The 13,260-nt window shown below is 63.0% G+C and carries 12 protein-coding genes; 3 read left to right on the forward strand and 9 right to left on the reverse strand.

Annotation, left to right across the window (positions count from 1 at the left end):
• Window positions 1-15 precede the first annotated feature (15 nt).
• From AB1N67_RS00530 to AB1N67_RS00540, 3 genes are all read right to left on the reverse strand, one after another.
• A complete protein-coding gene (locus AB1N67_RS00530; RefSeq protein WP_043207694.1) occupies window positions 16-786 on the reverse strand; it encodes a MetQ/NlpA family ABC transporter substrate-binding protein in 771 nt (256 codons plus the stop codon).
• Window positions 787-850: 64 nt separating this feature from the next.
• Window positions 851-1,522 carry a methionine ABC transporter permease gene (locus tag AB1N67_RS00535; protein ID WP_043207697.1) on the reverse strand — a complete coding sequence of 224 codons (672 nt, stop codon included), beginning with the start codon at window positions 1,520-1,522 and terminating at the stop codon, window positions 851-853.
• Window positions 1,522-2,529 (reverse strand): methionine ABC transporter ATP-binding protein, encoded by a 1,008-nt coding sequence (locus tag AB1N67_RS00540; protein WP_043207700.1) that lies wholly within the window; start codon window positions 2,527-2,529, stop codon window positions 1,522-1,524. Before AB1N67_RS00540 ends, AB1N67_RS00535 begins: the two co-directional genes overlap by 1 nt.
• A gap of 206 nt (window positions 2,530-2,735) precedes the next feature.
• Between AB1N67_RS00540 and katE the strand changes: the two genes are divergently transcribed.
• Window positions 2,736-4,895 (forward strand): catalase HPII, encoded by a 2,160-nt coding sequence (gene katE / locus AB1N67_RS00545; protein ID WP_367863471.1) that lies wholly within the window; start codon window positions 2,736-2,738, stop codon window positions 4,893-4,895.
• Between the two features lie 81 nt (window positions 4,896-4,976).
• On the opposite strand, the gene AB1N67_RS00550 is transcribed toward katE, so the two are convergent.
• From AB1N67_RS00550 to zur, 4 genes are all read right to left on the reverse strand, one after another.
• Window positions 4,977-5,684 carry a PA5502 family lipoprotein gene (locus tag AB1N67_RS00550; protein WP_367863472.1) on the reverse strand — a complete coding sequence of 236 codons (708 nt, stop codon included), beginning with the start codon at window positions 5,682-5,684 and terminating at the stop codon, window positions 4,977-4,979.
• A 129-nt stretch (window positions 5,685-5,813) separates the two neighbouring features.
• Window positions 5,814-6,596, reverse strand: coding sequence for a zinc ABC transporter permease subunit ZnuB (gene znuB, locus AB1N67_RS00555; RefSeq protein WP_043207707.1), 783 nt, complete (start codon window positions 6,594-6,596; stop codon window positions 5,814-5,816).
• Window positions 6,589-7,362: a zinc ABC transporter ATP-binding protein ZnuC gene (gene znuC, locus AB1N67_RS00560; RefSeq protein WP_043207710.1), complete on the reverse strand. Its 774-nt coding sequence runs from the start codon at window positions 7,360-7,362 to the stop codon at window positions 6,589-6,591. Before znuC ends, znuB begins: the two co-directional genes overlap by 8 nt.
• Complete coding sequence (gene zur / locus AB1N67_RS00565; protein ID WP_043207713.1) at window positions 7,359-7,844, reverse strand: zinc uptake transcriptional repressor Zur; 486 nt, start codon at window positions 7,842-7,844, stop codon at window positions 7,359-7,361. Before zur ends, znuC begins: the two co-directional genes overlap by 4 nt.
• A gap of 66 nt (window positions 7,845-7,910) precedes the next feature.
• On the opposite strand from zur, the gene AB1N67_RS00570 reads away from it, so the two are divergent.
• Window positions 7,911-8,816, forward strand: a complete 906-nt coding sequence (locus tag AB1N67_RS00570; protein WP_102082107.1) for a zinc ABC transporter substrate-binding protein ZnuA — start codon at window positions 7,911-7,913, stop codon at window positions 8,814-8,816.
• Window positions 8,817-8,928: 112 nt separating this feature from the next.
• On the opposite strand, the gene AB1N67_RS00575 is transcribed toward AB1N67_RS00570, so the two are convergent.
• Together AB1N67_RS00575 and AB1N67_RS00580 are read right to left on the reverse strand one after the other, a co-directional pair.
• The gene (locus tag AB1N67_RS00575; protein WP_043207718.1) at window positions 8,929-9,879 is read right to left on the reverse strand and encodes a homoserine kinase; all 951 of its coding nucleotides are present in this window, start codon (window positions 9,877-9,879) and stop codon (window positions 8,929-8,931) included.
• A 69-nt stretch (window positions 9,880-9,948) separates the two neighbouring features.
• Window positions 9,949-10,236, reverse strand: a complete 288-nt coding sequence (locus AB1N67_RS00580; RefSeq protein ID WP_043207720.1) for a DUF2782 domain-containing protein — start codon at window positions 10,234-10,236, stop codon at window positions 9,949-9,951.
• Between the two features lie 75 nt (window positions 10,237-10,311).
• Between AB1N67_RS00580 and polA the strand changes: the two genes are divergently transcribed.
• Window positions 10,312-13,077 carry a DNA polymerase I gene (polA, locus tag AB1N67_RS00585; protein ID WP_367863473.1) on the forward strand — a complete coding sequence of 922 codons (2,766 nt, stop codon included), beginning with the start codon at window positions 10,312-10,314 and terminating at the stop codon, window positions 13,075-13,077.
• Window positions 13,078-13,260 lie beyond the last annotated feature (183 nt).

Genomic DNA, 13,260 nt, shown 5'->3' on the forward strand with positions numbered 1-13,260 from the left:
CAGCGCGCAGACGGCTTAGAACGCCGGAATCACCGCACCTTTGTACTTCTCGGTGATGAACTGCTTCACCTCGGGCGAATGCAGGGCGGCAGCCAGTTTCTTGATGGCGTCGGCGTCCTTGTTGTCCGGACGGGCAACCAGGATGTTCACGTAGGGCGAATCGCTGCCTTCGATGACCAGGGCGTCCTTCTCAGGGTTGAGTTTGGCCTCCAGCGCGTAGTTGGTGTTGATCAGCGCCAGGTCGACCTGGGTCAGCACGCGTGGGATGGTGGCCGCCTCCAGCTCGCGGAACTTCAGGCCCTTGTCGTTGCCGGTGATGTCCTTGACGGTCGAGAGGATGTTCTTGTTGTCCTTGAGCTTGATCACACCGGCCTTGTCCAGCAGCAACAGGGCGCGGCCACCGTTGGTGGCATCGTTGGGGATGACCACAGTGGCGCCGGACGGCAGTTCGTCGAGCTTCTTGAGCTTGCTCGAGTAGGCGCCCAGCGGCTCCAGGTGTACGCCGGCGACGCTGACCAGATTCGTGCCCTTGGCCTTGTTGAACTCATCCAGGTACGGCTGGTGCTGGAAGAAGTTGGCGTCCAGGCGCTTTTCGGCCACTTGCACGTTCGGCTGGATGTAGTCGGTGAATTCCTTCACCTTCAGCTCCACCCCTTCCTTGGCCAGTTGCGGCTTCACGAAGTTGAGGATCTCGGCATGCGGAACCGGGGTGGCCGCGACGGTGAGGGACTCGGCGTTGGCCGAGAAGGCCGCGACAGCGGCGACGACAGCAAGCAGCTTCTTCATTGATCACTCCTTGTGAGGGCCGCGACGGCCCCCGAACGGGTCGGCCAGGCCGACCCCATTGGGGTTACTTACGGGAAAAATGCACGACCAGTTTGTCGCCGACACTTTGCAGAACTTGAACCAGGATCAGCAGCAGGATCACGGTGACCACCATCACATCGGTCTGGAAACGCTGGTAGCCGAAGCGGATGGCCAGGTCGCCCAGACCGCCGGCACCGACCACGCCGGCCATGGCGGTATAGGACACCAGGGTGATGGCAGTGACGGTGATGGCGGCGAAGATGCCTGGCCGGGCTTCGGGCAGCAGGGCATTGGTGATGATCTGGCGGGTGGTGGCGCCCATCGACTGGGTGGCCTCGATGATGCCCCGGTCTACTTCACGCAGGGCGGTTTCCACCAAGCGTGCGAAGAATGGCGTCGCACCCACCACCAGCGGCGGGATTGCACCGGCGACACCCAGCGAAGTGCCGGTGATCAGCACGGTGATCGGGATCATGACGATGAGCAGGATGATGAACGGCAGCGAGCGCAACACGTTGACCACCAGCGATAGCAGCGCATAAACGCCTTTTTGTTCGAACATCTGCCGCGGTCCGCAGAGGAACAGCAGCACGCCCAGGGGCAAGCCCAGCAGCACGGTGAAGAACAGCGAGCCGAACAACATGATCATGGTGTCGATGCTGGCCAGCCAGATTTCGGCCCAGTCGACGTTGGCGAAGAAATTAAGAGCGTCCATCAACGCAGTACCTCCATATGAACATCAGCAGCCTTGAAGCGGGCGAACGCCGCTTCCATGTCGCCGCCAGTGACGGCGAGCGTGAGCTGTCCATAGGGGACGTCCTTGATACGGTCGATACGTCCGGCCAGGATGCTGTAGTCAACGCCAGTCTCCCGGGCCACGGTGCCCAGAAGCGGTGCGTAGGTGGCATCGCCCTGGAAGGTCAGGCGCACGATACGCCCTGGTACGTGGGCGAAGTCATCGCGCTGCTCGCTTTCGTCCACCTGCTCATCTTCCTGGACGAAGCGCTTGGTGGTCGGGTGCTGCGGATGCAGGAACACATCGGCCACCGCGCCTTGCTCGACGATCTGCCCGGCATCCATCACTGCCACGCGGTCGCAGACCCGGCGGATCACGTCCATTTCGTGGGTGATCAGCACGATGGTCAGCTTCAGCTCACGGTTGATCTCGGCCAGCAACTGCAGCACCTGGGCCGTGGTTTGCGGATCCAGAGCGCTGGTGGCCTCGTCGCACAGGAGGATCTTGGGGTTGGTGGACAAGGCACGGGCGATACCCACGCGCTGCTTCTGGCCACCGGAAAGCTGGGCGGGGTACTTCTTGGCGTGGTCCGACAGCCCGACGCGAGCCAGCAGTTCGGTCACACGCTTGTCGATCTCGCTACGCGACAGCTCGCCAGCCAAGGTCAATGGCAGCGCGACGTTGTCGGCGACGGTCTTGGAGGCCAGCAGGTTGAAGTGCTGGAAGATCATCCCGACCTGCTGGCGGAAGCGGCGCAGCTGGTTGGCGTCGAAGGCGGTGACATCTTCACCGTCGACGATGATCTTGCCGCCGCTTGGGGCCTCCAGGCGGTTGATCAGGCGCAGTAAGGTGCTCTTGCCGGCGCCGGAATGCCCGATCAGGCCGAACACCTGGCCATTTTCAATGGTCAGGCTGGTCGGGTTCAGGGCGGGGATATCCCTACCGGCGACGCGGTAGGTCTTGTGGACATGTTGAAACTCGATCACTGAGCGAACCTTGTGGGGCGCATGGAATTTGGGTCAGCGGTTAGCCGGGGTCGCGCATTTTAGCCTTTTCCCATAGTTGTTCTTAGCATTTATTTCGTCATCAACCAATCCGCTGGGCATAACGCGACAACCGGTAATCCGATTGAACGCTCACGGGGCGCCTCCAGTCACTACAGGAACGAGCCCGAACGGGGCGCCTGAAAGCCATGACGAGGAGAACCGACATGCCAAAGACTCCGGATTCGCCCAGGGACAGCCAGCTGGCCGGAACCCACACGCCTGACCGGGCCAACACCAACGCCAAGGTGCAAAGCCTGGAAAGCGTGCGCAGCGATGCCACCGGCCAGGCCCTGCGCACCAATCAAGGTGTGAAGATTGCCGACAACCAGAACACCCTCAAGGCCGGCGTGCGTGGGCCTTCGCTGCTCGAAGACTTCATCATGCGCGAGAAGATCACTCACTTCGACCATGAGCGGATCCCCGAGCGCATCGTCCATGCCCGTGGCACCGGTGCTCATGGCTACTTCCAGAGCTATGGCTGCCACGAGCAGTTGACCAAGGCAGGCTTCCTGCAGGATCCGCAGAAAATCACGCCTGTGTTCGTGCGGTTTTCCACTGTGCAGGGCCCGCGCGGCTCGGGTGACACCGTGCGCGACGTGCGCGGCTTTGCCGTCAAGTTCTACACCGACGAGGGCAACTTCGACCTGGTGGGGAACAACATGCCGGTGTTCTTCATCCAGGATGCGATCAAGTTCCCGGATTTCGTCCATGCGGTGAAACCCGAACCGCACAACGAAGTTCCCACCGGGGCGTCGGCTCACGACACCTTCTGGGATTTCGTCTCACTGGTACCGGAATCGGCGCACATGGTCATGTGGGCGATGTCCGATCGGGCCATTCCGCGCAGCCTGCGCATGATGGAAGGCTTTGGCGTACACACCTTCCGCCTGATCAATGCCCAGGGCGAGGCCACATTCGTGAAGTTCCACTGGAAGCCGCGCCAGGGCGTGCACTCGGTGCTCTGGGACGAGGCGCAGAAACTTGGCGGCAAGGACCCGGACTTCCATCGCCGCGACCTGTGGGAGGCGATCGAGACCGGTGATTATCCCGAGTGGGAGCTGGGCGTGCAGATCGTGCCGGAGGCAGACGAGCACAATTTTGACTTCGACCTGCTCGACCCGACCAAGATCATTCCCGAAGAACTGGTGCCCGTGACGCCGCTGGGCAAGATGGTGCTCAACCGCAATCCGGACAACTTCTTCGCTGAAGTCGAGCAGATCGCCTTCTGTCCCGGGCATATCGTGCCGGGAATCGACTTCACCAACGACCCGTTGCTGCAGGGGCGTCTGTTCTCCTACACCGATACCCAGCTCAGCCGCCTGGGCGGGCCGAACTTCCATGAAATTCCGATCAACCGGCCGATCGTACCCAACCACAGCAGCCAGCGTGATGCCATGCACCGCATGACCATCGACAAGGGGCGTGCCTCCTATGAGCCCAATTCCATCGATGGCGGTTGGCCCAAGGAAACGCCGCCAGCACCCCATGGCGGTGGCTTCGAGAGTTATCAGGAGCGCATCGACGGGCACAAGATCCGTCAGCGTAGCGACTCTTTCAGCGACCATTTCTCCCAGGCGCGGTTGTTCTTCCAGAGCATGAGCCCGACCGAGCAGCAGCACATCATCAAGGCCTACAGCTTCGAGCTGGGCAAGGTCGAGCGCGAGGCGATCCGGGTGCGGGAGGTGAACGAGATCCTGGCCAACATCGACTTGGACCTCGCCGCAGCCGTGGCGACCAACCTCGGCTTGCCGGCGCCCAAGACCGCAACGGTGCAGGTCAAGGGATCGACGCCAGCGCAATCACCGGCGCTGAGCCAGATGAACCACCCCGGCAGTGTGGGCATCAAGGGACGCAAGATTGCCTTGTTGGTGGCCGATGGGGTGGAAGGCGCCAGTGTCGATCGGCTGGTGAAGGCTTTCGAGGCCCAAAGCGCACGCGTGCTTGTTCTGGGGCCGACGTCGGCGCCGGTGACGACTGCCGAGGGCAAGGCGTTGGCGGTGGATGCCTCCATGGAGGGGATGCCATCGGTAATGATCGATGGATTGTGGGTGCCGGCCGGCAAGGCGGCGCTGGAGGCGCTGGGGAAAAGTGGTTTGGCCAAGCATTATCTGCTTGAGGCCTACAAGCACCTCAAGCCCATGGGAATGGCCAGCGAGGGCAAGGCATTGCTCAATGCCTTGGGCTTGAACGAGGATGCAGGCTTGCTGCTGGGGGATGATCAGCAGGCGGTAGATGCCTTCGTGAAAGCGCTGGAGCAACATCGGGTGTGGGCGCGGGAGGCGGTGGCCGAGGCAATCCCGGCGTAGGCCAGGCTGTGTTTAGCCAGTTCCCGCGCTGTGCGGGAGCTGGCCATGCCTGCGATTGGGGCGCAGCGCGCCCCGCAATGCTCAGGGCTGACGTGGGACCAGCACTACCTGCGCAGGCAGCGAGCGCTGGATTTCATGGCGCTGGTTCAGCTCGAAACCGCTATCGAGCTTGCGCACGCGCTTGTCGAGCAAGGTCTTGAGCCAGGGTGCATCGTCGGTGCGCGGCACCTGAAACACCACATCGCACTGGTAGTTCACCACATCGACGGCGATGTCATCGAGCTGGCGGCGCATGGCGCGGATATCGGTGGTCTTGAGCGCCACCACGGTGCTCGGCGCACTGGGGTCGATGACGCGGGCCTTGGGCTTGGCCTCGGCGGCCTTGAGCGCGGCCTCGGCCTTTTCAAGTTCGGCCTTGCGCGCCTGGGCCACGGCGTCGCCCCCCGTGACCGCCGGGGCCTGGGGCATCAGCGCGCGGGCACGGGCCAGCGCGGTCGCGGCAGCATTGACGTCGCCCTTCTGCAGCACGATCTGGCTGCGCTGCAGGTAGGCTTCGGCCAGTTGGCGTTGGTACTGCTCAAGGCGTGCATCGTCTGGCGATTGTGCCTGCAACGCGGCCAACTGGTCTTCAGCGGTGGCCAGCTCATTGCTGGCAATGCTTTGTTGCAGCGCTTGCCAGGCATCGGTCTGGGCAGGCGCGTTCGACTGTTCAGACGGAGTGCTGGAGCAGGCCGCCAAGAACAGGGAAAAAACGGCAACAAGCAGAAAACGGGAGGCGAACGGCTTCATTCCTGCGACTCTCTATTTGCGCAAAAAGCGAGCAAGTCTACACCCTGGTGCGCACGCTCGAAAATAAGTCTTACAGACCCTTTACCTGACAAAAGGTTGCAGGATGCACCTGCGCGCATCCTTAAATTTTCAGCGCTTGGGCAACGCCAGGCTCAGCAAGAATAGCACCGCGGCGCACACCACGATCGACGGGCCGGCCGGGGTGTCCTTGAACCATGACATCGCCAGCCCGCCACAGACGGCGACCACGCCTAACAGGCTGGCGCCCAGGGCCATCTGCTCCGGTGAGCGGGCGTGACGCTGTGCCGCAGCGGCGGGAATGATCAGCAGCGAGGTGATCAGCAGTACACCGACGATCTTCATGGCCACGGCGATGACCACGGCAATCAACAGCATCAAGGCCAGGCGCAGGCTCGCCACCGGCAAGCCTTCGACCATCGCCAGTTCCTCATGTACGGTCACGGCCAGCAGCGGACGCCACAAGGCCGCGAGCAACAGCAGGACCACGACGCTGCCGCCCAGGATCCAGGCCAAGTCGGTGGGGCTGATGGCCAACAGATCGCCAAACAGGTAGGCCATCAGGTCGATGCGCACGTCGTGCATGAAACTCAATGCCACCAGCCCCAGGGACAACGTACTCGGTGCCAGGATGCCGAGCAGGGTGTCGGAGGCCAGCGGCTGGCGTTGTTGCAGGGTGACCAGCAGGATCGCCAGCAATAGGCAGCCGACGGTCACCGCCAGGGCGGGGCTGACATCCAGCGCCAGGCCCAGGGCGACTCCAAGCAATGCCGCGTGGGACAGGGTATCGCCGAAATAAGCCATGCGCCGCCAGACGACGAACGATCCCAGGGGGCCGGCCACCAGGGCCAGGGACAAGCCTGCGAGCAGGGCATAGAGAAGAAAATCAGCCATGCTTGCAGTGCTCTCCATGAACGTGGGCGCCAGGGGCGATCACCGAGCCGTGCAGGTCGTGGCGGTGATCGTGATGGTGATGGTAGATGGCCAGGCTCGGGGCGTTCTGACCGAACAGTTCGACGAACGCCGGATCGCCGCTGACCTGCTCCGGATGCCCGGAACAACACACGTGGCGGTTCAGGCACACCACCTGGTCGGTGGTGCTCATGACCAGGTGCAGGTCGTGGGAGACCATCAGCACGCCGCAACCGTGGCGGTCGCGCAGGCGGGTTATCAAGCTGTACAGCTCGGCCTGGCCGGCCACATCCACGCCTTGCACGGGTTCATCGAGCACCAGCAACTCCGGTTCGCGTAGCAGCGCACGAGCCAGCAGCACACGCTGCATCTCGCCGCCGGAGATGGTCTGGATCGGGCTGTCGATCACCTGTTCGGCACCGACTTCCTGCAAGGCCGCCAGCGCCGCGGCGCGGTCCACTCCCGGTACCAGGCGCAGGAAGCGCAGCACCGACAGTGGCAGGGTGGGGTCGACCTGGATCTTTTGCGGCATGTAGCCGATACGCAGCCGAGGCTTGCGCCAGACCTTGCCACGGTGCGGTTTGAGCAGGCCGAGCACGGCGCGCACCAGCGTGGTCTTGCCGGCGCCGTTGGGGCCGATGAGGGTGACAATCTGGCGAGGTGCCACCGACAGGTCGATGCTGTCGAGCACCGATTCGCCGGCAAAGGTGACGCCGACCTGTTCGAGGCGGATCAACGCGTCGCTCATGCCTGCCCCCGGCAGCTGCCGCACAGGCCGACCACTTCGACGGTCTGCGTTTCGACGGTGAAGCCTACGCCCTTGGCGCTGGTGATGATGGCCTCGCTGATGCTTTGCTGTTCGAGCTCGATGGCCACATGGCAGGCGCGGCAGATCAGGAACTGGCCCTGATGCACGTGCTCGGGGTGGCTGCAGCCGATGAAGGCATTGAGCGAGGCGATGCGGTGGACCAGGCCGTTTTCCAAAAGAAAATCCAAGGCGCGGTACACGGTCGGCGGCGCAGCGCGGCGGCCGTCCTGTTCGCTCAGCACGGCCAGGATGTCGTAGGCACCCAGCGGCTTGTGGCTCTGCCAGACCAGCTCCAGCACCCGGCGGCGCAAGGCGGTCAGGCGCAGGCCCTGGCGTGTGCACAGGGCGTCGGCCTCGGCCAGTGCACTGTGCACGCAGTGGGAATGATCATGAGGACGGTTGGCCAGCGGCGTGATGGACATGGGCGGCGACGGTTCTGGACAGAGACGTTATTATGTTACCTCTTTCTGGCCCGCCGAGTACTCACCGTGTCCCGATTGCTTGCCCTTTTTGTCGCTTTCATCGCCTTCTCGGCCCACGCCGAGGTGCGCGTGTTGACCAGTATCAAACCATTGCAGCAGATCGCCGCGGCGGTCCAGGACGGCGTTGGCAGCCCGGATGTGTTGTTGCCGCCGGGCGCTTCGCCGCATAACTATGCCTTGCGCCCTTCCGATGTGCGGCGCGTGGCCAATGCTGACCTTTTGTATTGGATCGGCCCGGACATGGAAAGCTTCCTGCCCCGGGTGATCAACGGCCGTACCAAGCCTAGCGTTGCGGTGCAGTCGCTCCAAGGCATGCACCTGCGCCATTTTGGCGAGGACAGCCATGCCCATGAGGATGACGGCGATGACCATGATCATGACCACCGCCCGGGCAGCCTGGATGCGCACTTGTGGCTGTCGTCGGCCAACGCGCGGGTGATCGCGGCGAAGATGGCCAGCGACCTGGCCGCCACCGATCCGACGAATGCCGCTCGTTACCAGGCCAACCTCAAGGCCTTCATCGACCGTCTGGATGCCTTGGACCTGCGCATCAAGGCCCGGGTAGCAGGTGTCGAAGGCAAGCCGTACTTCGTGTTCCATGAGGCTTTCGATTACTTCGAGGCGGCATATGGCCTCAAGCACACCGGTGTGTTCAATGTGGCCGCCGAGGTACAGCCTGGCGCGCAGCATGTCGCTGCCATGCGCAAACGCCTGCAGGAAGTGGGCAAGACCTGTGTGTTCAGTGAGCCGCCACTGCGCCCGCGCTTGGCCGAAACACTGACGGCTGGTCTGCCGGTGCGTCTGGCCGAGCTCGATGCCTTGGGAGGGAACGATCCTGTGGATGCCAAAGGCTATGAGCGGTTGCTGGAGAAGCTGGGCAATGAGCTGACGGGGTGCCTGGAGCAGCTGTGAATCGATGGAGGCGTTTTCGCGGGAAAACCCGCTCCTACAGGGATAGCGCCACCTTTCAAGGCTGGCGCTGATGCTGTTGGGAGCGGGCTAACCCGCGAAGAAGCAGACGAGGTCAGAGGGCGAACGGCAGGCCCAGTGCCACTTGCTGACGGTGCGCCAGGCGCACCTCGAACTCGCTCGGGTCGTGGATCATCACGTCCATTCCGGCAAACGCCTGGGCCGCGATCAGGCGCGACAGCCAGAACCGCACGCATGCCACGCGCAGCATGACCGGCCACAACTCGGCTTCGGCAGCGGTGAACGGACGCAGTGCAGCATAGGCGGCCAGCAGCGCTTGGGCGCGTGGCACATCGATGCCTCCGGCTTCATCCAGGCACCAGTCGTTCACGGTGATGGCGATGTCATACAGCATCGGCCCCGAACAGGCGTTGTAGAAGTCGATCACGCCGGTCAGGTGTGTGCCTTCGAACATCACGTTGTCGCGGAACAGGTCGGCGTGCAGGTTGGCCCGTGGCAAGGCCAGGATCTGCGCTTTGTGCGCGTCGATCTCGTTCAGCGCAGCCTGCAGCATCTGGCCCTGCCCGGTATCCAGGCCTGGCATCAGCTCGGCCCCGGCCTCGAGCATCCAGATCAGGCCGCGGTCGGTGCGACGCTCGATGATGTGCTCGCGGGTGGCCAGGTGGATATGCGCCAGCAACTCGCCGACCTGGGCGCAGTGCTGGTTGTTCGGCGCCTTGATGTGCTTGCCCGACAGCCGTGGCTGCAGCAGCGCGGGCTTGCCGCACAGTTCGCGCAGGGCATTGCCGTCGCGGTCGCGCAGGGCGTAGGGCACTGGCATGTCGGCATCGTGCAGCACATCGAGCAATTCGATGAAGAACGGCATGTCCTCGGCTGGCCCGCGCTCGATCAGCGTCAGGACGAATTCCCCCTGCTCCAGGCTGACGAAGAAATTGCTGTTCTCGGTGCCGGCGGCGATGCCCTGGAAGTCGAGCAAGCGGCCCAGCTCATACGGCGCCAGAAAGGTTTCCAGCTCAGGCCGGGTCACAGGGGTGAAGACTGACATGATGAAAAGAAGCCCATGCGGGCACTTCCACCCGGAAGTGCCTGGTTGATGTGAACGATACGCCTCAGATTACCACTCGAAGATCTTCCAGGACGGAATCAGCATGTCCGGCTGGTCGGATCGAATGAAGTTACCTTCGGAGCCATCGGCGCGTACCAGGAAATAAGGCTTGCCGTGCTTGGGCGTCACCTTGATCGCATACAGGAAACCGTTCTGCCGGTACTCCTGGATGGTTTTGTCGCCTTCCGTGCGAATGGTTACATCGGGATCTGCCGATGGGGCGTCTTCCGCCGCCAGGGTGACGACTGGCATGGTGGCCAACAGACCGAGCAGTAACAGGCGATTGAGTGTACGCATGATAACCTTGTCCCTTTGTCGTCAATTGTTCCCGCTATTCTAGCGCCGGACCTGCCGAAAAGGTTGATTCTCCTCATGAGCCAAGCGCCCCTCGTCCTGGTGGACGGTTCCTCCTACCTCTACCGCGCCTTTCATGCGCTGCCGCCGCTGACCACCTCAAAGGGCATGCCCACGGGTGCGGTCAAGGGTGTGCTGAACATGCTCAAGAGCCTGCGCAAGCAGTATCCGGACAGCCTCTTCGCGGTGGTCTTCGACGCCAAGGGAGGCACGTTCCGCGATGCCATGTTCGCCGAATACAAGGCCAATCGCCCGAGCATGCCTGATGATCTGCGGGTGCAGATCGAGCCGCTGCATGCCAGCGTCAGGGCCTTGGGCTATCCCCTGCTGTGTGTCGAAGGTGTCGAAGCCGACGATGTCATCGGCACCCTGGCGCGCAGCAGCGCGGCCTTGAATCGGCCAGTGATCATCTCGACCGGCGACAAGGACATGGCGCAATTGGTGGACGGGCACATTACGCTGGTCAATACCATGACCGGTAGCGTGCTGGACGTCGCTGGCGTGCACGAGAAATTCGGTGTCGGTCCCGAGCACATCATCGACTTCCTCGCGCTGATGGGCGACAAGGTCGATAACATCCCCGGTGTGCCGGGGGTTGGCGAAAAGACCGCGGTCGGCTTGCTGACGGGTATCGGTGGCGGCCTGAGCGACTTGTACGCCAATCTCGACAAGGTACCGGGGCTGCCGATTCGTGGCGCCAAGGGCCTGCCGGCCAAGCTCGAGGAGCACCGCGAGGCGGCGTTCCTGTCCTACGAGTTGGCGACCATCAAGGTCGATGTGCCGCTGGACATCGAAGTCGAGGCGCTGGTGTGCGGCGAGCCGGACCGTGACGCATTGCTGGCGCTCTATACCGAGATGGAGTTCAAGAGCTGGATCGCCGAGGTTCAGCGCGATGCGGCCCAGGCCGGTGACGTGGTCGCACCGCCCCCTGCGTCGCAGGCCAAGATCGAGCCCAAGTACGAAACCATTCTCGACCAGGCGCGCTTCGACGTCTGGCTCGACAAGCTGCGCCAGGCGCCGTTGTTCGCCTTCGACACCGAGACCACCAGCCTGGACGCACAGCAGGCGAAGCTGGTCGGCCTGTCGTTCGCGGTCGAGCCGCATGAGGCTGCCTATGTGCCGCTGGCCCATGACTACGAGGGCGCTCCGACGCAACTGGACCGCGACAGCGTATTGTTGGCGCTCAAGCCGCTGCTGGAAGACCCGGCCAAGGGCAAGATCGGTCAGAACGCCAAGTACGACATCAATATTCTGGCCAACTGTGCCCTGGGCGGCGACCCGGCGCAGGGCATCCAGATGCGCGGCGTGAGCTACGACACCATGCTCGAATCCTACGTGCTGGATTCGACCGCCACCCGCCACGACATGGACAGCCTGGCGCTCAAGTACCTGGATCACAGCACCATCGCGTTCGAGGACATCGCCGGTAAAGGCGCAAAGCAGCTGACCTTCAACCAGATCCCGCTGGAAAAGGCCGGCCCTTACGCGGCCGAGGACGCCGATATCACCCTGCGCCTGCACCACGCCCTGCAGGAGCGTCTGGCCAAGACCCCCAGCGTGCAGCCGGTTTTGATGGACATCGAGATGCCTCTGGTGCCGGTGCTGGCCAAGATCGAACGCCAAGGGGCATTGGTCGATGCCGAGCTGCTCAAGGTGCAGAGCGGTGAGCTGGGCGTGAAGATGGCCGAGCTCGAGCGTGAAGCCTTCGCGCTTGCAGGCGAGGAATTCAACCTGGGCTCGCCCAAGCAGTTGGGTGTGATTCTCTACGACAAGCTGGGCATGCCGGTGCTGAGCAAGACCGCCAAGGGCCAGCCCTCCACGGCCGAAGCGGTGCTGGCTGAACTGGCCGAGCAGGATTACCCACTGCCTACGGTACTGATGGAATACCGTTCCCTGAGCAAGCTCAAGAGCACCTATACCGACAAGCTGCCAGAGCAGATCAACCCGCGCACCGGCCGGATCCACACCTCCTACCAGCAGGCTGTGGCCGCCACCGGGCGCCTGTCGTCCAGCGACCCGAACCTGCAGAACATTCCGGTGCGCACTGCCGAAGGCCGGCGGATTCGTCAGGCGTTCGTCGCCAGCCCCGGCTACAAGCTGCTGGCGGCCGACTATTCACAGATCGAACTGCGCATCATGGCCCATCTGGCCAAGGACGAAGGGCTGCTGCATGCCTTCCGCAACGACCTGGACGTGCACCGGGCTACCGCCGCGGAGGTTTTCGGCGTGCCGCTGGAGCAAGTCACCAACGACCAGCGCCGAAGTGCCAAGGCCATCAACTTTGGCCTGATCTACGGCATGAGCGCTTTTGGCCTGGCCAAGCAGATCGGTGTCGATCGCAAGCAGTCCCAAGACTATATCGACCGCTATTTCGCCCGCTACCCTGGCGTATTGGCGTACATGGAGCGCACTCGCGCCCAGGCCGCCGAGCAGGGCTTCGTCGAAACCTTGTTCGGTCGCCGCCTGTATTTGCCGGACATCAACGCGAAGAACCCGGCGCTGCGCAAGGGTGCCGAGCGCACCGCGATCAACGCGCCGATGCAGGGCACCGCGGCGGACATCATCAAGCGCGCCATGGTGGCTGTGGATAACTGGCTGACCGATAGCGGCCTGGATGCACGTGTGATCCTGCAGGTCCACGATGAACTGGTGCTGGAGGTGCGTGAGGACTTGGTCGAACAGGTACGGGAGCAGATCCGTCCCTACATGAGCAATGCCGCGCAGCTGGATGTGCCGCTGCTGGTGGAAGTGGGCATTGGCTCGAATTGGGACGAAGCTCACTGAATCGAGCAGGGCAAGCAGGATAGGATGTGTGGCGAGAGTCGTGGATCCACTGTCGGTTCAGCGCTGGCGGTTCTGAGGTTTCATGAAACTATCGCAAATAGTTTTCAGGGCCTTGGAACTAAACCGGTGAAGCGGGACTCAGAGTAACTGAATGGCTGGTGAAGCCTTTCGATGCTCCTATGT

Source organism: Pseudomonas guariconensis (assembly GCF_040822035.1).
Lineage (GTDB): Bacteria > Pseudomonadota > Gammaproteobacteria > Pseudomonadales > Pseudomonadaceae > Aquipseudomonas > Aquipseudomonas guariconensis.